17 protein-coding genes are annotated in these 21,236 nt (G+C 61.5%); 9 read left to right on the forward strand and 8 right to left on the reverse strand.

What is annotated here, in order from left to right; all coding sequences use genetic code 11:
- Positions 1–129 precede the first annotated feature (129 nt).
- The 6 genes from purB (at position 130) to C8C92_RS26825 (ending at position 6,321) form a co-directional block, all read left to right on the forward strand.
- Positions 130–1,509, forward strand: a complete 1,380-nt coding sequence (gene purB / locus C8C92_RS26800) for an adenylosuccinate lyase (RefSeq protein WP_116745757.1) — start codon at positions 130–132, stop codon at positions 1,507–1,509.
- A gap of 186 nt (positions 1,510–1,695) precedes the next feature.
- Positions 1,696–2,220: a cytochrome b gene (locus tag C8C92_RS26805; protein WP_070311507.1), complete on the forward strand. Its 525-nt coding sequence runs from the start codon at positions 1,696–1,698 to the stop codon at positions 2,218–2,220.
- Between the two features lie 41 nt (positions 2,221–2,261).
- On the forward strand, positions 2,262–2,816 hold the full coding sequence (locus tag C8C92_RS26810) for a YceI family protein (protein WP_116745758.1): 555 nt from the start codon (positions 2,262–2,264) through the stop codon (positions 2,814–2,816).
- A 36-nt stretch (positions 2,817–2,852) separates the two neighbouring features.
- Entirely contained in the window at positions 2,853–3,428 is a 576-nt protein-coding gene (locus C8C92_RS26815; RefSeq protein ID WP_116745759.1) for a YceI family protein, read from the forward strand.
- Between the two features lie 164 nt (positions 3,429–3,592).
- A complete protein-coding gene (locus tag C8C92_RS26820) occupies positions 3,593–3,862 on the forward strand; it encodes a GlsB/YeaQ/YmgE family stress response membrane protein (RefSeq protein ID WP_071075198.1) in 270 nt (89 codons plus the stop codon).
- Positions 3,863–4,167: 305 nt separating this feature from the next.
- Positions 4,168–6,321: a S46 family peptidase gene (locus tag C8C92_RS26825; RefSeq protein ID WP_099761879.1), complete on the forward strand. Its 2,154-nt coding sequence runs from the start codon at positions 4,168–4,170 to the stop codon at positions 6,319–6,321.
- Positions 6,322–6,389: 68 nt separating this feature from the next.
- On the opposite strand, the gene C8C92_RS26830 is transcribed toward C8C92_RS26825, so the two are convergent.
- Positions 6,390–6,956, reverse strand: coding sequence for a hypothetical protein (locus tag C8C92_RS26830; RefSeq protein WP_116745760.1), 567 nt, complete (start codon positions 6,954–6,956; stop codon positions 6,390–6,392).
- 149 nt (positions 6,957–7,105) lie between these two features.
- On the opposite strand from C8C92_RS26830, the gene C8C92_RS26835 reads away from it, so the two are divergent.
- Positions 7,106–8,794, forward strand: a complete 1,689-nt coding sequence (locus tag C8C92_RS26835; RefSeq protein WP_116745761.1) for a M14 family zinc carboxypeptidase — start codon at positions 7,106–7,108, stop codon at positions 8,792–8,794.
- Between the two features lie 90 nt (positions 8,795–8,884).
- Complete coding sequence (locus C8C92_RS26840) at positions 8,885–11,038, forward strand: FUSC family membrane protein (protein WP_116745762.1); 2,154 nt, start codon at positions 8,885–8,887, stop codon at positions 11,036–11,038.
- Between the two features lie 55 nt (positions 11,039–11,093).
- Here the strand turns inward: C8C92_RS26840 and C8C92_RS26845 are convergent, their stop codons facing one another.
- The 6 genes from C8C92_RS26845 to C8C92_RS26870 form a co-directional block, all read right to left on the reverse strand.
- Positions 11,094–13,055, reverse strand: a complete 1,962-nt coding sequence (locus tag C8C92_RS26845) for a S9 family peptidase (RefSeq protein WP_243420378.1) — start codon at positions 13,053–13,055, stop codon at positions 11,094–11,096.
- Positions 13,056–13,122: 67 nt separating this feature from the next.
- The gene (locus C8C92_RS26850; protein WP_099761875.1) at positions 13,123–14,595 is read right to left on the reverse strand and encodes an amino acid permease; all 1,473 of its coding nucleotides are present in this window, start codon (positions 14,593–14,595) and stop codon (positions 13,123–13,125) included.
- 293 nt (positions 14,596–14,888) lie between these two features.
- Entirely contained in the window at positions 14,889–16,319 is a 1,431-nt protein-coding gene (locus C8C92_RS26855) for an amino acid permease (RefSeq protein WP_116745763.1), read from the reverse strand.
- A 115-nt stretch (positions 16,320–16,434) separates the two neighbouring features.
- Entirely contained in the window at positions 16,435–16,893 is a 459-nt protein-coding gene (locus C8C92_RS26860; RefSeq protein ID WP_116745764.1) for a RidA family protein, read from the reverse strand.
- 254 nt (positions 16,894–17,147) lie between these two features.
- The gene (locus C8C92_RS26865) at positions 17,148–18,731 is read right to left on the reverse strand and encodes an ATP-binding cassette domain-containing protein (RefSeq protein WP_116745765.1); all 1,584 of its coding nucleotides are present in this window, start codon (positions 18,729–18,731) and stop codon (positions 17,148–17,150) included.
- 153 nt (positions 18,732–18,884) lie between these two features.
- Positions 18,885–19,997, reverse strand: a complete 1,113-nt coding sequence (locus C8C92_RS26870; RefSeq protein ID WP_116745766.1) for an NADH:flavin oxidoreductase/NADH oxidase — start codon at positions 19,995–19,997, stop codon at positions 18,885–18,887.
- A 161-nt stretch (positions 19,998–20,158) separates the two neighbouring features.
- On the opposite strand from C8C92_RS26870, the gene C8C92_RS26875 reads away from it, so the two are divergent.
- Positions 20,159–20,683, forward strand: a complete 525-nt coding sequence (locus tag C8C92_RS26875) for a glycine zipper 2TM domain-containing protein (protein ID WP_116745767.1) — start codon at positions 20,159–20,161, stop codon at positions 20,681–20,683.
- On the opposite strand, the gene C8C92_RS26880 is transcribed toward C8C92_RS26875, so the two are convergent.
- A complete protein-coding gene (locus C8C92_RS26880) occupies positions 20,680–21,189 on the reverse strand; it encodes a DUF1993 domain-containing protein (RefSeq protein WP_099761870.1) in 510 nt (169 codons plus the stop codon). The genes C8C92_RS26875 and C8C92_RS26880 overlap by 4 nt on opposite strands.
- Positions 21,190–21,236: the final 47 nt, after the last annotated feature.

The following is a 21,236-nucleotide window of genomic DNA, read 5'->3' on the forward strand; positions in this document are numbered from 1 at the left end:
CGGCTGGCCAGCGGCCAGCGGTGGTAAAATCGCCCTTTACTGTGGCGCCGTCAGTGTTGCTGTATTGCGATAGCCCTGCCCTCCCCGCGCGCCACACGCCAACCGTTTCTTTAACTTGCGTCCGCTCTCATGACTTCTACAACTCCGTATTCCACGCTGTCGGCCCTGTCTCCGCTCGATGGCCGCTACGCCAGCAAGACCGATCTGCTGCGCCCGATCCTGTCCGAAGCCGGTTTCATGCACCACCGCGTGAAAGTGGAAATCTCCTGGCTGCAAGCGCTGTCGCAAGCCGGTTTCGCTGAAATCAAACCGTTCTCGGCGGAAGCAAGCGCCCTGCTCGACAAGATGGCAGCCGACTTTTCGGAAGCCGACGCGGCCCGCATCAAGGCCATCGAAGCGGTCACCAACCATGACGTCAAGGCGGTCGAGTACTGGCTGAAGGAACAAGTGGCGGACGTGCCGGAACTGGTGGCGGCGTCGGAATTCATCCATTTTGCCTGCACCTCGGAAGACATCAACAACACCTCGCACGGCATGATGCTCAAAGCCGCGCGCGATGGCGTGATGCTGCCGGCCCTGCAAGGCTTGGTAGCCAAGCTGACGCAGATCGCGCACGACAATGCCGACGTGCCGATGCTGTCGCGCACGCACGGCCAGACGGCCAGCCCGACCACCCTGGGCAAGGAAATGGCCAACGTCGTGGCCCGCTTGCAGCGCGCCGTGAAACGCATCGAGCAAGTGGAAATCCTCGGCAAGATGAATGGCGCAGTCGGCAACTACAACGCCCATTTGTCCGCCTACCCCGGCTTCGACTGGCCCGCATTCTCGCAAGCCGTCATCGAACAGCGCCTGGGCCTGGTCTTCAACCCGTACACCATCCAGATCGAGCCGCATGACTACATGGCCGAGCTGTTCGACGCCTTCGCGCGCGCCAACACGATCTTGCTGGACCTGAACCGCGACATCTGGACGTATGTCTCGCTGGGCTACTTCAAGCAAAAGCTGAAAGCGGGCGAAATCGGTTCGTCGACCATGCCGCACAAGGTCAACCCGATCGACTTCGAAAACTCGGAAGGCAACCTGGGCCTGGCCAACGCAATCCTGAAACACCTGTCGGAAAAACTGCCCGTCTCGCGCATGCAGCGCGACCTGACCGATTCGACCGTGCTGCGCAATATCGGCGTGGGCCTGGGCTACACCCTGCTGGCCTATGACAGCTGCCTGCGCGGCCTGAACAAGCTGGAAGTGAACCACGCGCGCCTGGCGCAAGACCTGGACGCCACCTGGGAAGTGCTGGCCGAGCCCGTACAAACCGTGATGCGCCGCTATGGCATCGAAAACCCGTACGAGCAGCTGAAAGAGCTGACGCGCGGCAAGGGCATCTCGAAAGAAGCGCTGCAAACCTTCGTCAATGGCCTGGCCATTCCGCAGGATGCCAAGGACGTGCTGCTGACCATGACGCCAGGTAACTACATCGGCATCGCGGCGCAATTGGCCAAGGCAATCTAAGCGACCATCGCACCCCAGATCAGGCAGATCCACTCCTGCGGGGCGGCCAGCATACAAATGCTGCCCGCCCCGCGGTTTTTCCGGCAATCTTTCTTGTAGAATCGGCAGCACACTGCGCAATTTGCTTTTCTTTGGTATATTAGGCCGAATTAGTCCTAATGCGTACTACATTCAAGAAAGCCGCCGATGCAACGCTACACCACCACCGCCATCATCCTGCACTGGCTGACCGCCCTGCTGATCATCAGCGCCTTCGTCATGGGCCTGGTCATGACGGACATTCCCGGCCTGACGCCGACCAAACTCAAATATTTCTCCTGGCACAAGTGGCTCGGTGTGACCGTGCTGGCCATCGCCGCCATCCGCCTGCTGTGGCGCAAGGCCAACGTGCCGCCACCGCACCCGGCCAGCATGGTTGCCTGGCAAAAGAAGGCGGCCGACGCCATGCACGTGCTGCTGTATATCCTGATCTTCGCCGTGCCCATCTCCGGCTACCTGTACACCCTGGCAGCCGGCGTGCCGGTGGTCTATCTGGGCCTGTTCCAGTTGCCGGTCATCATGGCGCCGAACCCGGAACTTAAGCCGCTCTTAAAAGAAATTCATTATGTTCTGAACATGACAATGGCCGCCGCCGTGGCCGCCCATGTGCTGGCGGCGCTGAAACACCAGTTCATCGACCGCGACGGCGTCCTCAAGCGCATGTTGCCGTAACACCGACTTCCCTTGCTCACTGAAACTCCAGGAAAAATAAGATGAAAACCACCCAACGCCTCGTCCTCGCTTCCCTGCTGGGCCTGTCCGTGGCCGCCACCGCTGCCACCCTGCTGAAAGTCGATCCCGCCAAGACCAGCGTGTCGGCCGTGTTCAAGCAAATGAACGTGCCCGTGGAAGCGAAGTTCAAGAAATTCACTATCGCCATCGATTACAACCCGGCCACGCCGGACGCTTCGAAGGCGTCGGTGGAGATCGAGACGGCCAGCATCGATATCGGCGACCCCGAGTACAACAAGGAAGTGGCCAAGAAAGAATGGTTCAATTCGGCCCAGTTCCCGAAAGCCACCTTTGTCTCAAGCAGCATCAAGGCCGCCGGCGCGGGCAAGCTGACGGTAAGCGGCAAGCTGAGCATCAAAGGCAAGACCACCGACGTAACCTTCCCCCTGACGGTGAAAGCCGACGGCGGCAAATATGCGTTTGACGGCGCCCTGCCGATCAAGCGCCTGACCTACAACATCGGCGAAGGCGAGTGGAAAGACACGAGCATGGTCGCGGATGAAGTCACAATAAAATTCCACGTCGCAGCCCAATAATCGTTTTATTTCTCGTTGTTTAACTCTAGGAACTCAATGAAATTCAAGCACTTGATGATCGCCGTGCTGGCAACCGCCGGCGCGGGTTCGGCCATGGCCGCTACCGACACCTACAACCTCGACCCGACGCACACTTTCCCCAGCTTTGAAGCCGATCACATGGGCATGTCCGTCTGGCGCGGCAAGTTCAACAAGACCAAGGGAACCGTGACCCTGGACCGGGCCGCCAAGACGGGCAGCCTGGACCTGGTCATCGATGCCGATTCGATCGATTTCGGCCTCGACGCCATGAACACGCACGCGAAAAAAGCGGACATGTTCAATGTGGAAAAATTCCCGGCAATCACCTACAAGAGCAAGTCGTTCAAGTTCAATGGCGATCAGCTGGTGGAAGTCGATGGCGAACTGACCCTGCTGGGCGTGACCAAGCCCGTCAAATTGAACGTGAGCAAATTCAAGTGCATCATGCACCCGCGCTACAAGCGCGAAGTGTGCGGCGCCGATGCCAGCGCGGAATTCAAGCGCAGCGACTTTGGCCTGAACTACGGCATGCCGGCATTCTCGCCGGAAGTCAAGCTGGCCATCCAGGTCGAAGCGATCAAGGCCGACTAAACACGGCCTTGCCGCATGACAAGCCCGCCTCGCTGCCCGCAGCCAGGCGGGCTTTTGCATGCGCGACGCAAATCCGCTGGACTTTTCTATCGTGCGGCATCAGTATCACCTGGCATGATGTTTTTCTAACATGAAAACCACTCACCCATCGCGCGGAGGACTACATGAATTTCATTATCTGGATCGTTATTGGCGGCGTCATCGGCTGGCTGGCCAGCATGGTCATGAAAACCGATGCGCAACAGGGCATCTTCCTCAATATCGTCGTCGGCATCGTCGGCGCCTTTCTCGGTGGCTGGCTGCTGGCGCCCCTGTTCGGCACGGGCACCATCAACAGCGACAATTTCAGCCTGTCTTCGCTGCTGGTCTCGTTCCTGGGCGCCGTGATTCTGCTGGGCATCGTGAATCTTTTGCGCCGCGGCAAAATCCGCTAGACCGGCGACACGCCATCGTTCACCACATGTCCGGGCCGCGCAAGCTCCCGGGCATTTCCTTGCCGCCAAGACAAGTATGGAAAAAATACCACAGCCGCCGTACGGAAAAATGCGCGCTGGCAGGCGATTTTCTCCCCCATGCCAGCACAAATAATGCAATTTAAGTAATTCGACATAAACATGCACCCCGGAAAATGTGATTGACTAGTGCGAGTTCGATACGGATACTCTAGGTCGCCCGCTGAGAAAAACACTGGGTACACGTTGGTTCCGACTTCCCACCATGTAAAAAGACTAGAACTCGAATGAAAAAATCTTTAATCGCGCTCGCCATCCTGAGCAATTTCGCACACGCCGACGAAGGCATGTGGATGCCCCAACAGCTGCCACAAGTAGCCAAGGAACTGAAAGCGGCCGGACTGAAACTCGATCCGACCACCCTGACCAAACTGACCGAGTTCCCGATGGGCGCCATCGTCAGCCTGGGCGGTTGCTCGGCCTCGTTCGTCTCGCCGCAAGGCCTGGTTGCCACCAACCACCATTGCGTCTACAACAGCGTGGCGGTCAATTCGACCAAGGAACGCGATTTGCTGGCCAACGGCTTCCTGGCCAAGACCTTCGCTGAAGAATTGCCGGCCGCTCCGGGCAGCCGCATCTTCGTCACCTCGGCCGTGACGAATGTCAGCGACAAGATCATCACCGCCGACGTGGCCAAGCTGCAAGGCAAGGCACGCATCGACGCGATCGAGAAAAACCAGAAAAAACTGGTCGCCGAATGCGAAAAAGAAGCCGGCTTCCGCTGCACCGTGTCGGCCTACTACGGCGGCCTGGAGTTCTACCTGATCAAGCAACTGGAAATCCGCGACGTGCGCCTGGTACACGCGCCTCCAGCGGGCGTCGGCAAATTCGGCGGCGACACCGACAACTGGATGTGGCCACGCCACACGGGCGACTACGGTTTCTACCGCGCCTATGTCAGCCGCGATGGCAAGGCTGCCGACTTCAGCAAGGACAACGTGCCTTACCAGCCAAAACACGTGCTGAAACTGGCCAAGGATGGCTTGAAAGAAGGCGATTTCGTGATGGTCCTGGGCTACCCTGGCCGCACCAACCGTCACCGCCTGCCATCGGAAGTGGCGTACACGTTTGACTGGAACTACCCGGCCTTCGTGAAAGCCTCGGGCGAAACCCTGGCCATCATCGCGCGCGAAACCAAGGACAACAAGGATGTCGCGCTGAAATACGCGGGTCAGGTCGCTGGCGTCAACAATTACTACAAGAACCGCCAAGGCATGCTCGATTCCTACGCCGGCAGCGACTTCCTGGCGCGCAAGACGACGGAACACGACGCGCTGAAAACCTGGGTCAACGCCACGCCAGCACGCAAGGCGGAATTTGCCGGCGACATCGAGCAGGTGGAAAAGCTGATCGCCGAGCGCGATGCCGACACCAAGCGCGACTTCTTCCTGGGCTACGCACAGCCACGCCTGCTGAACACGGCACGCAGCCTGTATCGTTTGTCCAACGAAAGCACCAAGGCCGATACGGAACGCAAGTCCGGCTACCAGACGCGCGATTTGCCGCGCCTGACCTCGGGCGTCACATCGGTCGAGCGCACCTACGATGAAAAAGTCGACAAGGCGCTGGTACTGAACAGCCTGACCAAGTACGCCGCGCAACCGGCAGCACAGCGCCGCGCCAGCTTCGACGCCGCCATCGGCATCAAGGACGGCATGTCGCCAGCCGAGCTGTCCGCCGCCCTGGACAAACTGTATGCCGGCAGCAAACTGGCCGACAAGGAAGAACGCGCAGCATGGCTGAAACGCACGCCAGCCGAATTCCAGGCCAGCAAGGATAGCTTCATCCAGGCAGCCGTCGCCATGTATCCGGATTCGCTGAAAAACGAAGCGGAAGACGAAGAACTGGCAGGCAAGATCCAGCAAGCCTACGCCAACTACATGAAAGCAAAAATTGCCTTCATGAAGAGCAAGGGGCAAGCCGTCTACCCTGACGCCAACAGCACCTTGCGCGTCACGTTCGGCAAAGTTGCCGGCCGTGACCATGGCGCCGACGGCACCACCTGGACCGCTTTCACCACCGTCAATGGCGTCGCCGCCAAAGCCACGGGCGAAGGCGAGTTCAATGCACCAGCGAAACAACTGGCCGCAATCAAAGCCAAGGACTTCGGCAAATTTGTCGATCCGAAGCTGAAAACCGTGCCGGTCGACTACCTGGCCACCCTGGATATCACCGGCGGCAACTCCGGTTCGGCTGCCTTGAACTCGAAAGGTGAATTCATCGGCCTGGCCTTCGACGGCACGCTGGACTCGATCATTTCCGATTGGGACTACAACAAGGCCAACACCCGTTCGATCCAGGTCGACCTGCGCTACATGCTGTGGAACATGAAACACATCGACCACGCCGACAACCTGCTGAAAGAAATGGGCGCTGAATAACAAAAAGCCATAACCCGGCAACGGGCGCTTTAGCCTGAGCCACTCCTGCGGGAGTGGCTTTTTTTCGCCTAACGTTTTACTTTGGTGAAACGGTAAGGCACAGCTTGCTCCGCGCCAAACACTGGCGCGCGACCTCTTCCCAGCGGCAACATGACCCGCCGGCCATCCTGCAGCAGCAAGGCCAGGTCGGCGCCTGGAAAGCGCTGCGCCAGCAGCCGATACGCCGGCCAGGCAATGGCAGCGGCGGGAATCACGATGCGATAATCGGCCTCGCCAAAATCGAGCAGCAGCGCGGGCGCCTCAGGTCCCGGCAGCGCGGTGATGCGCAAGCGCGTGCCTCCCTTGACGAGCTCAAAGACTGACCACAGGGGCAAGCTGCGCTGCATGGCGCCGATCTGCAACTGCGGCGCCTGGCCCGCGTCGGCCGACGTCAGCAAGACGTCAGGCCGTTCTTCCGAGACTGCCCCATCGACGGCCAGCAGCCAGCCCCGGTAGCGTATCAGCGCGCCCCGGGCGGCGGCCGTCACGGCCCCGCCCTGCGCCACCGGCCCCTTGCTTGCCGGCAACCGCAACGGCGCCGCCTGTGCCGCCACGCAAATCCACGACACCAGCGCCGCCATCGCCATCTTGCCCATGCCGCCTCCCTTACACGTGAAAGGTATTCATAGCACAGGGACTGCAGCAAGCCCCTGCGGCGCATCAAGGCAGGAGCGCCGGTGCTACAATTGGCCCCTAGCGGGCGTACTTACCCAGCGCGCCTTCCCCCTCCCAGACTCAGACCGCTATGCCACCAGACTTGCGCACGACCTACGAACTCGGTAACCACAACCAGACCACGACCTGGCTGGAATGCATCACCTTCTACAAGGATCTCGCCGCACGCTATCCGCACGTGCTGCACTTCGAACAGATCGGCCTGTCCGACTCGGGCGTGCCCATCCACGCTGGCGTCGTCAGCACGGACGGCGTGTTTGACCGTGAGCAAATCAAGCGCGCAGGCCGCACCGTCTTTTTCAACAACAACGGCATCCACCCGGGTGAACCGGAAGGCATCGACGCCTGCATGGCCATCGTGCGCGACCTTTGCACGCAACCCGAGCGCCTGGCGGCGCTGGGCAGCACCGTGCTGCTGTTCATTCCGATCTACAACGTCGATGGCAGCCTGAACCGCGCCAACACCTCGCGCGTAAACCAGGATGGCCCGGAGCAATTCGGTTTCCGCGGCAATAGCCGCCACCTGGACCTGAACCGCGATTTCATCAAGTGCGACAGCCTGAACGCGCAAGTGTTCAACCGCCTGCTGGCCAGCTGGGACCCGGACGTGATGGTCGACACACATACGTCGAACGGCGCCGACTACCCGTACACGATGACCCTGATCCACACGCAGACGGATAAGCTGGGCAATGGCCTCGGCCCCTTCCTGCAAGACACCATGCTGCCGCACATCTTTGCGGCCATGGAAAGCGCCGGCTGGCCCACCTGCCCGTATGTGAATCCCGTCAAGGATAGCCCGGACCACGGCATCGCCGAATTCCTCGAAGTGCCGCGTTTCTCGACGGGTTTTGCGGCCCTGCATCACGTCATCGGTTTCATGCCGGAAACGCATATGTTGAAACCGTTTGCCGACCGCTACGCTTCCATGCGCGCCCTGCTCGACATCACGATGGCGTTTACCATCGAACATGGCGAGACAATCCGCCAATTGCGCGCGCAAGCCAAGGCGGCGGGCCGCACGCAAGCGGAATGGCCGATCCACTGGGCCATGAACGAAGAGCAGCCGTCGACCTTCCCCTTCAAGGGTTACGCGGCGCAATACACGCCGAGTCTCCTGGGCGACTACCAGCGCCTGTCCTACGACCGCTCGCAGCCGTGGGAACGCGATATCAAGTATTACAACCGCTTCGATGCGGACGTCACCATCGCCGCGCCGAAAGCCTATGTGGTGCCGCAAGCCTGGCGCGAAGTCATCGAGCGCCTGCGCTGGAACGGCGTGGAAATGACCCGCATCACCGCCGAACAGACGCTAACGGCACGCTATTACCACATCGCATCCGTCGGTACGCGCGCCACCGCCTACGAAGGCCATATGTTCCACGATATGGTGGAAGTGGAAGCGCGCACGGACCAGTTCACCGTGCAGGCGGGCGATTATGTCATCAGCCTGGCGCAGGACAACGCGCGCTACGCCGTGGAAACGCTGGAACCGCAGGCGCACGACAGTTTCTTCCGCTGGGGCTTCTTCAACAGCGTGCTCGAGAAGAAAGAAGCATTTTCCGATTACGTGTTTGAAGACATGGCATCCGAACTGTTGCGCGACGAACCGGCGCTGGCGGCCAAGTTTGCCGAGTGGAAAGCAGCCAACCCGGCCCTGCTGAGCAACCAGGAAGCCGTGCTCGATTTCATCTTTGAGCACTGCCAGCGCTTTGCCGAACCTGAATGGCGGCGCTACCCCGTCATTGCCCTGATGTAAATCAAGGCTGCAGCAACTGCAACATCCTGGCGCCGCATCGGAGATCCCGGTGCGGCGCCTCTTTCTGTGCCCTGCCCACAAGGTAATCCCATGCACTACGCACTGAACCTGCGCACCTTTATTTACAGTCATTATTTTTACCTGGGCTTGCGCGTGGCCGTCGGCCTGGTGGGCTTAGCCTTGCTGGTCCAGGAAATCAGCGACAGTGCCACCGCCATGACGGTATGCATCGGCGCCCTGTGCACGACCCTGATGGACATGCCCAGCCCGCTGCGCCACAAGTTCAACGAAATGCTGGCTTCCGTGCTGCTGTGCAGCGCCGTCACCTTGCTGATCAGCCTGTGCGGGCCCGTGCAGTGGCTGTTGATGACGGTGCTCGTGCTGGTGAGTTTTCTCGCCAGCATGATGGTGGTGTACGGCAAGAAATCCATGCCCTTGCAGCTGGCCGCCCTGTTCATCATGACCATGTCGATGGAGCACGAGATGACGTGGCAGCAATCGTTTCACCACGCGGGCCTGTTCATGCTCGGTGGCCTCATCTATCTGGCCTATGCCATGGCCATCGCCTGGGTCTTGCGCCACCGCATCAAACAGCAAGTGCTGGCCGAAGCCCTGTTCGAGTTAGCCGCCTACATCGACATCAAGGCCGATTTCTACGATACGCGTTTCAATCTGACGGAGCAATTCAACAAGCTGGTGCGCCATCAAAGCATTTTGGCCGACCGCCAGCAAGCGTCGCGCGACCTGATTTTGCGCAGCCACAAGAACAGCAAGGATGCCATCGTGGTGCAGGTGCACGTGTGCATGCTCGATTTATATGAACTGATCCTTTCCACGCACACCGATTACGCGCTGCTGCGCCAGCACCTGACCGACTCCGAGGTACTGCAATCCTTGCATGACCTCGCCTACAAGGCGGCGCGCGATATCGAAGCCGTGGCGTATGCCGTCACGCGCAAGCGCGCCTCGTATGCGCAGATCAGCTATGACAAGGAATGGGCCGATATCGAAGCGGAAATTGCCCGTCTGCACGCACAAGGCGACGCTGCGCAGGAAGCGCTGGCGACCCTGCGCGCGCAGCGCAACAAGATCCGCGCCATTTTAAAAATGATAGCCGAGCTGCACCTGGCCACGCAAAAAGTCTATGCCGACGTGCCGTTCTGGAGCGGCGCCGACATGGCGCCGTTCTTGTCGCAGCAGAAATACGAGCTGAAAACCCTGCTGTCGAATTTGCGCCTCGATTCGCCCGTGTTCCGCTTCGCCCTGCGCGTCTCGATGGCCATCTCTGTAGGTTTGCTGATCGGCCACTGGCTGCCGTACGCGGCGCACAGCTACTGGATCGTGCTCACCATCGTCATCATTTTGCGCCCCACGTTCAGCATGACGCGCCAGCGCCGCGCCGACCGCATCATCGGCACCATCATCGGCTGCGTGGTCACGGCCATCGTGATCCGCTTTGTGCACAGCAATATCGTGCTGATGGCCATTTTATTTCTCTCCATCGTGGCCACGCCCACCTTCATTTATCTGCGCTACCGCTACACGGCCATCGCCGTCAGCCTGATGATCTTGCTGCAAATGCACCTGGTGGCGCCCAGCAATCCGAACCTCGTCAGCGAACGCCTGATCGACACCCTGATCGGCGCGGCGGTGGCCAGCGTGTTCAGCTTTGTGCTGGCCAACTGGGAATACCAGAGCCTGCCACGCCTCGTGCGCCAGGTGCTCAACGTGAACCTCGGCTATATGCAGGCCAGCTTCGCGCTGCTGCAGGGGAAATGCTTCGATGATTTCGCCTACCGCATCGAGCGCAAGCGTTTGATGGACAGCCTGGCCACCCTCAGCTCGGCACTGGTGCGCATGCTCGACGAACCGGCCAGCAAGCAGCGGGCCGTGGAAGACATCAACCTGTTCATCGTGCAAAATTACCTGCTGGTAGCCCACGTGGCGGCGCTGCGCTCGATCCTGGGGCGCCACGCCAGCCAGCTGCCTGTCGCGCCCGTCAACGCCCTGCTTGGCCACAGCCACACGCAAGTGTGCCTGACCCTGTCGCGCGCGCTGGAGCAACTCGACGACAAGGCGGCCATCAGCGCGCCGCTGGCCGCTCCTGCCGCGCCGCCCGTCAGCGACGTAGCCTGGTCGGGCTGGCCACTGGTCAAGCGACGTATCCGATTGTTGCAGGCAGATGCGGACAAGATTGTGGTACATAGCGCCGCGATCGTGCATATCGTTTCACCGCGCAACTAACCTGTTTGTCAGCCGCTTTATCCAGGCTGGCCTGCCTGTGGCAGGCCACTGATCACTACTTCAAATACCGTTCAAACCAGCCGATAGTGCGCTGCTGCAAGTCGCGCTGGTGTTCGGGCTTGCGGAAGGAATGGCCTTCGCCGTCGTAGATGAACAGGCTGGACGGCACGCCCATGGCGCGCAAGCCGTGCCAGAATTCCAGCGACTGGGCGGCCGGCGTTTCCACGTCGCGCTCGCCCACATAGATCAGGGTCGGCGTCTTGGCCGCCTTGATCGATTCGATCGGCGAGGCACGGCGGTAGACCTCGGGCTTGTCATAGGCGGAGGCGCCGAAGAAGGGGATCATCCACTGGTTGATGCCGTTCTGGCCGTAATAACTGATCCAGTTCGATACGCCCGCGCCCGCCACGGCCGCCTTGAAGCGGTCGCTGTGCGTGACGCCCCACATGGTCATGAAGCCGCCATACGAATGGCCGATCAGGCCCAGGCGCTGGCCGTCGACGGGTGCCACTTTTTCCACCGCATCGATACCGGCCAGGATGTCGCGCCAGTCGCCGCCGCCAAAGTCGGCCATATTGGCGCGCGTAAACGCCTGGCCCTGGCCAAAGCTGCCGCGTGGATTCGGCAGGAAGACGAAATAGCCTTTTTGCGTCAATTCCTCGATCACGGTGCTCGCTGCCACATAACGGGGCGAGGCGGCAGCGCCTGGGCCGCCATGCACGTTGACGATCATCGGGTAGCGCTTGCCAGCCTCCACCGACAACGGTCCCAGCAGCCAGCCTTGCACCTTGTATTGCTCGTTGTGCCAGCCCACGTTCTGCACCGCCAACTGCGGCGCAAAGCCGTCATTGTCGCGCGTGATCTTTTTCAGCTGGCCCACCGGTCCCGCCACCAGGTAAGAAGGGTGCGTAAAATCTTCCTGTACGGCAGCGGCTTGCCGGCCATCGGCGCTGAACGACAGACGGCCATCGCTGCCGCTGCTGCTGATCTCACCGAGCAGCAGCGGCTGGGCCGGACCGCTTTGCGCATCGAGGGGCACCAGCGCCAGCTGCGAATCGATCAGGGCCGTTGCCAGCAAACCGGTACCGCGCCAGACGACGCCATTGAAGGTACCGCGATAATCTTGCGTCAGATTGCGCGGCGTGCCGCCGGCCAGCGGCACCGTGTAGATATCGCCGCCGATGGAGCCGAAATCGCTCATCAGGCCGCCGATGAAGACCACCGTCTTGCCATCCGGCGAAACCGATGGCAGGTTCAGCTGCATGGCCGGTGAAGCGATCACGCGCAGGGCGCCCGTGGCCGCATCGATATGGCTGAGCTTGGCGACCCACCAGTTGCTGTCGCCATTACCTTGCGCGCTGGTGGCGACGAAGCCGCGGCCATCGGGCGTCCAGCTGTATTCATACACATAGGTGTCGCCTGGTGACAGCAAACGCGGCTCACCGCCGCTGGCAGACACCACGGCGATGCGCTGGGCATCGTCTTCGCTGCCCACTTCACCCACCTGGCGCGCGCCTGCCTCCACGGCGCCGGCCAGCTTGCGCGCGCCCACCGTGGCGAGCAAGGCGACCTGCTTGCCATCGGGCGACCAGCGCGCCGTGTTGGCCACGCCCTTGATACTGGTTAACATCCGCACCGGCGCCTGCGACAGGGTGGCCAGGTACAGCTGCGCCGTGCCCGCCTTGGCGTCGTAGCCGACGAAGGCCAGCTGCCTGCCGTCCGGCGACCAGCTGGGCTTGTCGTACGAACACACGGTGCAAGGATCGAATTGCTGCACGATGGCGCCGTTGGCGGCATCGCGCACGACGATGACTGCATGCGGGCGCTGCGGCTGCGGCTGCGGCTGTTCCGCCGCCTTGCTCGATTCGATGGCGGCGATGTGCTGGCCATTGGCCGACAGGGCCACGGCGCGGTAATCGCGCAATGCCGGCTCGGTTGCAGGGGCGGCCTGCGCCAGGCTCGCCAGAAGGCTGCTAGCCAGCAAGCCGCAGGCGGCCAGATCAGTTATTTTCATCATGTAAATTCCGGTTAGAAATAAAAAAAACCGCCGGCAAGCGCGGCGGTTTTGGCTGGAACAGGCTGCATTAGCGGGCCTTCTTGCCCAGGTGCGAATGCCGCATGCTGTACAAGAAGTAAATGGCCACCGTTACCGCCATCCACACGCTGAACACGACAAACGTCGTATGCGGCAAATCGCGCATGATGTACAGGCACGCCAGGATGCTCATGCCGGGAATCACATACGGGCCGAACGGCACGCTGAAGCCTTCGATGCGGTTGGCGCCCTGCTTGTGGCGCAGCACGGGCACGGCAACCGAGACGACCATGAAGGCGGTCAGGGTGCCGATGCTGACCATGTCCCACAAATAAGTGGCATCGATGGAGCCGGCCACCACGGCCACCACCAGGCAGACGATGATGGTATTGCTGACTGGCACCAGCGTGCGCGGGTGGATCTTCTGGAACGACTTCGGGATCAGGCCGTCGCGGCTGACGGCAAACAGGATGCGCGTCTGGCCGTAAATCGTCACCAGGGTCACGCTGAAGACGGAAATGACGGCGCCGGCCGACAGCACGAGGGCGGGCCAGGTCTTGCCCGTGACGTTTTGCAGGATCACCGCCAGGCCCGCTTCCTGGCCTTCGAACAATTTCGCCTGTTGCGCGCCCAGGGCGGCCACGGCCACCAGCAGGTAAAACACGGTGACGATGAGCAAGGCGCCAAGGATGCCGCGCGGCACATTGCGCGTGGGATTTTTCACTTCGTCGCCTGCGGTGGCCACCGTATCGAGGCCGATGAAGGAGAAGAAGACGGTGCCGGCCGCGGCTGTGACGCCCGTCATGCCGGCAAAGCCCTTGCTATTGTCAGTATTAAAGAAGGGGAAGAAGTTGTCGGCATTGAATCCGGAAAACGCGATGACGACAAAAAATACCAGGATCGCCAGCTTGATGATGACCATGATGGCGTTCATCAGGGCCGATTCCTTGGCGCCGCGCAGCAGCAAGAAGCCGCACATGCAGATCAAAAAGATCGGCGGCAGGTTGATGTGGCCGGCATGAAACTCCATGCCATGCGGGCCGGAAACGATCATCGGCGTGCGCAGCATCTCGGGAATGTGCCAGCCGAAGGCATTTTCCAGGAAGTTGTTCAGGTAGGACGACCAGCCGATGGCCACGGCACTGCCCGCCAACCCGTATTCGAGCAGCAAGCAGGCGGCCATGATGAAGGCAAGAAACTCACCCACGGTGGCGTAGGCAAACGAATACGAGGAGCCGGAGGCGGGAATGCGGAACGACAGCTCCGCGTAGCACAAGGCCGTCAAGCCGGCCGTGATGGCGGCGATCAGGAAAGACAGGACGACCGAAGGGCCCGCCTTGGGGACGGCTTCGACCATGGTAAAGAAAATGCCCGTGCCGATGGTGGCGCCGACGCCGATCATGGTGAGGGAAAACAGGCCGATGGACCGGCTCAAGCCGCTGCTGCTGAGGCCTTCACCATAGTCGACCGTGGTATCGATCGGCTTGGTGCGGCAAAGTTTCTGGACCAGGGTTTGGCTCACTAGCATTCCTTTATGAGGCATACGTATTTTCGTACGACGGGTAAAAAGACTTGAAACGGCGCTCCGGCCCTACCTGGCAAAAAACCGGAAAGATCGCGTCCATTTTCAAAACTAAGCGATTATAGGGCTTTCATCGGCTCAGCTAAACAGAACTTTGATGCAAGGAAACAACGCCAGGCGTGCGCCAGTAAAGTCGCAGGAGTGCTGGCGAAGAAGAAATTGCTTGTATGAAAGAAAAAGCGCGCCGCTGCAGGAGCAGGGGCGCGCTTTTGACTCAGCTCAACTACGCTGGCTTACTTCTTGACGTGTGGCGCATCGGCCGGTGGCCAGCCTGCTTCGTAGCCTTGCGGCACGTCGTCGCGGCGGTCTTTCGGCGCCAGACCCAGCACGTAGTACAGCACCGTCAGCAGGATCAGCCAGGCTGGTCCGACCATCAGGGCGATGCGCGTATCGGGGAAATACGCCATCAAGCCGATCACCAGCGCCAGGAAAGCCAGCGAAATCCAGGAACCGTACGGTGCGAACGGCATGCGGAAGGCCAGGTTCTTGATTTCCAGCGGCGTCAAGGTCTTGCGGAACTGGATCTGCGTGACCAGGATCACGCCCCAGGTCCAGACGGCGCCGAAGGTAGAAATCGAGGTGACCCAGATAAACACTTTTTCCGGCACCAGGTAGTTCAGCAGTACGCCCAGCAACAGCGCGAAGACGGACACCAGGATGGCGCGGCGCGGCACGCCGGCAGCCGTGGTTTCCGCAAACGCCTTCGGCGCCTGGCCTTGCAGCGCCAGGTTGTACAGCATGCGACCGGTGCTGAAGATGCCGCCATTGCACGACGACAAAGCCGCCGTCAGCACGACGAAGTTGATGATGCCGGCGGCCGTCTTGATGCCCAGGCGTTCGAACGTCATCACGAAGGGGCTGCCGGTGGTGCCGATTTCATTCCATGGGTAAATCGACAGGATGACGAACAGCGCGCCGACATAGAAAATCAGGATGCGCCAGAACACCGAGTTGATAGCGTCGGGAATCGATTTCTTCGGGTTGGCCGCTTCGCCGGCCGTCAGGCCGATCATTTCCACGCCCAGATAGGCAAACATCACCATCTGCAGCGACATCAGCACGCCTTGCGCGCCATTCGGGAAGAAACCGCCATGCGTCCACAGGTTCGAGATGCCGATGGCCACGCCATCGTTGCCCAGACCGAAGACGATCATGCCCGTGCCGCCGATGATCATCAGGATGATGGTGACCACCTTGATCAGGGCGAACCAGAATTCAAACTCGCCGTAAGCTTTCACGGCCAGCAGGTTGATCGCGCCCATGGAGCCCAAGGCCGCCAAGGCCCAGATCCAGCGCGGCACGTCGGGGAACCAGATACCCATGTAGATGGCGACGGCGGTAATTTCCGCCACGCACGTGACGAGCCACAGGAACCAGTAGTTCCAGCCCGTCAGATAGCCTTGCAGGGGCCCCAGGTAATCCTGGGCATAGCGGCTGAAAGAACCGGCCACGGGATTGTGCACGGCCATTTCACCGAGCGCGCGCATGATCATGAAGATGACCGCGCCACCGATGATATACGACAGCATGATGCCGGGACCGGCCATCTTGATCGCGTTGCCGGAACCCAAAAACAGGCCCACGCCAATCGCGGCGCCCAGCGCCATCAGGCGGATTTGCCGCTCGCCCAGGCCGCGGTGCAAGCCTTGTTCACTCGTTTTCATTACGTGTCTCCGTTTTTTTCTTGAATACACCGATCCCTGCCTCCAATGGCGGTTCCGCTCTTGCTGGAAAGGAGGAAACGGTGCGCCGGCGACAAGCGCCGGCATGTTCAGATGATCAGGCCAGTTCGGCGATCAGTTCGATCTCGACGCAAGCACCCAGCGGGATTTGCGCCACGCCGAAGGCCGAGCGGGCATGCTTGCCGCTGTCGCCGAAGACTTCGACGAACAGTTCCGAGGCGCCATTGGTCACCAGGTGCTGTTCCGTGAATGTGGAGGTGGAATTGACCAGGCTCATGACCTTGATGATGCGCTTGACCTTGTTCAAGTCGCCGCCGCACGCGTCTTGCAAGGTGGCAATCAGTTCGATGGCGATGCCGCGCGCAGCAATCTTGCCTTCTTCCGTGGTGACGTCCTTGCCCAGTTGACCGACCCAGACCTTGCCATCCTTCTTGGCCAGGTGGCCGGACAGGAAGACGGTGTTGCCCGTGCGGGCATGCATCACGTAGGCGGCAGCTGGTGCTGCAACGACTGGCAGTTCAATGTTGAGGGCTTTGAGTTTTTCGTAAAACGACATGCTATTTCTCCAAGAAAACAATATAAGCGAAACCAAAATTCATGCACGGCAGGGCACGGAGGATGACGCCCTGGCAGCGCGGTAGTGACCGACAACAGTGCCAGATTAAACGTCATCATATTGGTGAACGAGCAGTTTTAGTTCACAAATAGGCCCGGTTATTCAGTGGATTATACCGACAATCAAACAAAATTCAGCATTGGTTCATGAAGCATGCTCTACAGGCATCGAGCGTGTATTTTTTCATTCAATTGTCACTTGTGCAATGTCAAGCCCTCCGGGTCAAGGTTTATCGCTGCCAAAAATGCCTGGTCGTGCGAAACCACAAGTAACGCACCCTGATATTGCAGCAGCATCTGCTCCAGCGCATGCAGGCTGGCCAGGTCCAGATGATTGTCGGGTTCATCGAGCAACAGCAGTTGCGGCGGCGCCAGCGCATACAATTCGGCTGCCAGCGCCACCTTCATGCGCTCGCCGCCGCTAAGCAAACGGCTGGGCATGGTGGCGCGCGCGCCGGCAATGCCCAGCAGCGCCAGCCGCGTGCGCAGCTCGCCTTCCGGCACAATGCTGTTGCGTTCCTGCAAGCGTTGCACGGCGCTCCGCTCACCCTCCCGCAGGCCCGCATGCTGGTCCAGCCAGGCCACCTGCGCATGGCAGCGCAGCTCGCCGCTGGCCGGTGCCAGCTGTCCGGCGATCACGCGCAGCAGGGTCGACTTGCCGCTGCCATTGTCGCCCGTCACGGCCAGGCGGCGCGGCCCGCTGAGTACCAGGTTGATGGCGTGCGCCTGGCCATACGGCAAGACCACGTCGCGCAATTCCAACAGCAATTTACCGTTCGGCACCAGGCTCTCGGGCGCCAGCAGCAGCCGTTCGACCTCGGGCGCGCAGCGGGCGCTGGCGTCCATCACGCGCTGCTGGCGTGCCTGCTGCGCCTCTTGCGCGCGCAGGCGCAGCTTGCCCTGGCTATCCTGGCTTTTCTCCTTTTTCGCGTCGAGCAGCAGCTTGCTTTGATTGCCTTCGCGGCCCTCGCGCTCACCGCGCGTCACCCGTTTATGTTGCCGTTCTGCCTGCTGCTGTGCCTCGCGCTGTTCACGTCTGGCACCGGCCTTTTCCGCTTGCAGGGCGGCAACGTAGCCGGCCTGCTCCAGTTCCCGCTGCTGCGCATACAAGGCGTAATTGCCGCCATAGCTGCGCAAGCCCTGCGGCGACAGCTCGACGATTGCATCGACGTGCTGCAGCAAGGCGCGGTCATGGCTGATCAACAGCAAGCCGCCGGGCCAGCGCGCCATCTGCGCCACCAGGCGGGCGCGCTGCTGAGCATCAAGGTGGTTGCTCGGTTCATCGAGCACCAGCCAGTCCGCCTGCGACAGCCAGGCACCCTGCAAGGCGATGCGCTGGCGTTCGCCACCGCTGAGGCGACTCGTCGGCGTGTCGGCATCGACATGGCGCAAATCGAGCGCGTCGAGCGCCTGGCGCAGGCGGGCGGGGGCATCCCAGCGCTCGCCCACCAGGGCGTAGTCGGCCTCGTCGACGCTGCCGGCGGCGATGTGCGCCAGCGCCGCCAGCAAGTCCTGCATGCCGGCGAGGGCCGCCACGGTGGGATAGCGCTGCGGATCGAGCTCCTGCGCCACGTAATGCACGCTGCCGTCGCAGCGCACGGCGCCAGAAGACGGCTGCGCCTGGCCCGCCAGCAGGCGCGCGAGAACGCTCTTGCCCACGCCGTTATCGCCGACGAGGCCGATACGTTGCGGGGCAAAGGCAAATTGCAAATCGGAAAACAGGGTGCGGCCATCGGGCAGCACAAAAAAAAGACGGTCGAGTTGTAGTAATGCAGGCATGGATACTCCTTGAGCAAGGCTGGCGAACCCGCGCGGCGCAATGCTGCGCTGGCGGGAAGGGCGAGGCCGTGCACAGCACGGCAGTATCAATGGCGCATGTCGAAGCGTCCTGGAGAAATGGGGAAGAAGCGTCAGTGTAGCAGAGCAGGTCTCTTAGCGCTGGCCCAGGGTGCTGTCGCCAAACAGGTTCTTGTACTCGCGCGGCTGCGAGCGCCAGTACTGCGGTGGCGCCGACACTTGCGCACCCAGCTGGGCCGCCGCATGCCAGGGCCAGCGCGGGTCGAACAGGATGGCGCGCGCCAGCGCCACCATGTCGGACTGGCCATTGGCGATGATATCTTCCGCCTGCTGCGCCTCCGTGATCAAGCCCACGCTGATGGTGGGCAAGCCACTGTCGCGCTTGATGCGTTCGGCAAACGCCACCTGGTAGCCCGGTCCCACAGGAATCTGCTGCTGTGGCGAAATGCCGCCACTGGAGACGTGGATGAAATCGGCGCCCAGTTGCTTGAGTTCCTGCGCAAAGCGCACGCTTTGCTCGATTTCCCAGCCGCCCTCGACCCAGTCGGTGGCGGAAAGGCGCACGCCCACGGCCACCGTGGCCGGCACGGCGGCGCGCACGGCTTCATAGATTTCCAGCGGAAAGCGCATGCGGTTATCCAGGCTGCCGCCATACGCATCGGTGCGGTGATTCGACAGGGGCGACAGGAACTGGTGCAGCAGATAGCCGTGCGCCGCGTGCAGTTCGATGCCCTCAATACCGAGCGCATGCACGCGCTGGGCGGCCGCGACAAAGGCGCCCTTGATTTGCAACAAGCCCATCTCGTCGAGGGCGAGCGGCACCGTTTCGCCCGGTGCGTGGGCAATGGCGGACGGCGCCACCGTTTGCCAGCCGCCGTCGGCCAGGTGCACGCAGGCGCCGCCGTCCCATGGCGCGCGGCTCGACGCCTTGCGTCCCGCGTGGCCCAGTTGCACCACCAATGGAATCGGAGAATGATGGCGGATCGCCTGCACCACCTTGGCCAGCGCCGTTTGATTCGCATCCGACCACAGGCCCAGGTCATCGGCCGAGATGCGTCCCTCGGGCGAGACGGCCGTCGCTTCCGTCATCAGCAAGCCCGCGCCGGACAGGGCCAGGTGGCCCAGGTGGATCATGTGCCAGTCGGTGGCGTTGCCATTGTCGGCCGAGTACTGGCACATGGGCGCAATGGCGATGCGGTTGGCCACCTGCAGCGGCCCCAGTGCATACGGCGTGAATAGCTGGCTCATGGCGGACTTTCGGAAAGGGGGAAGCACCGATTCTACTGCGCTTTGGACAGCAGGGCTTACACCTGCTTACGTTTGATACAGCGCAAGGGCTAGCCTTGGGCAGGCGCGGCCGCTAATCTGGACACATCAATAACACCGGCAATACCACCCCAGGAGAACACATGAACACGACGACCACCGCCAGCCGCATCCACCCCTTGATGGCCGGCGCCGCCATTTCCGTGACGGTCCTGTGCCTGGTCGGCGCGGCGTCCATCGCCGGCATCCTGCCCAATTCGCGGGCGAATGTGCCGGCCGCACCTGCCGACGTGGCGGCCCTGGCAGCGCCTGTGGCCGCACCGGTTGCCGCGCCCGTCGTCGCACAAGCTGCCCCGGCGCCAGCCCCGGCACCCGTCGTGCACAAGCGCGTCGTGCACCACACGCCAGTGGCACAGGCGCGTCCTGCCTACAATAACAACAACGATGGCTACCGCGAACCGGTGCGCCAGCAGCAGCCAGTGCCTGCGCCGGCACCGGCACAACCCAATTACGTGGGCATCGGCACGGGTGCCGTTATCGGCGGCTTGATCGGCAATCAGGTCGGTGGCGGCCGCGGCAAGGCGCTGGCGACGGTGGCCGGCGTGATCGGCGGCGGCATGCTGGGCAATGCGGTGCAGAACCAGGTTGAGCAGCAACCGCAACGTTAATCGTAAGGTCCCAGATAGTCGAGCTTGCCCACGGCCACGCCATTGTTTCTCAGAATGGCGTGGACCATGGAGACGTGAAAATAGAAGTTCGGCAAGGCAAAGCCGAGCAGGTAATCGTCGCCCGAGAATTTCTTGCCCTCGTCTGTCCAGTTCAGCACGACTTCCTTCTGCGCGCTGCCGGCCATCTGGCCCGCGTTGACGCTGTCGATGTAGGCGATGGTGTTGGCGATGCGCTCTTGCAGCTGCTCGAACGACGCTTCGTTATCCTCGAACTTCGGTGCCGGCACGCCGCTCAGGCGCTCGACCGACATCTTCGACGTATCGCTGGCGCGCTGCACCTGCGCCGTCAAGTCCAGCATGTCGGGCGCCAGCTGCGCGCCCAGCAAAATCTCGGGCACGATGCCATCTTCCTCGACATGCGCTTGCGCTTTTTCCAGCAGGGCCGAGACGACCCGCAAGCCGCGGATGAAGACGGGAATGGTTGCCTGATACATGGACACGGACATGGCGAACTCCTGATAGTGAACGATGAGCCAGTGTACCCGAGGCGCCG

This window comes from Janthinobacterium sp. 78 (genome assembly GCF_003096775.1).
Taxonomy (GTDB): Bacteria; Pseudomonadota; Gammaproteobacteria; order Burkholderiales; family Burkholderiaceae_D; genus Janthinobacterium; species Janthinobacterium tructae.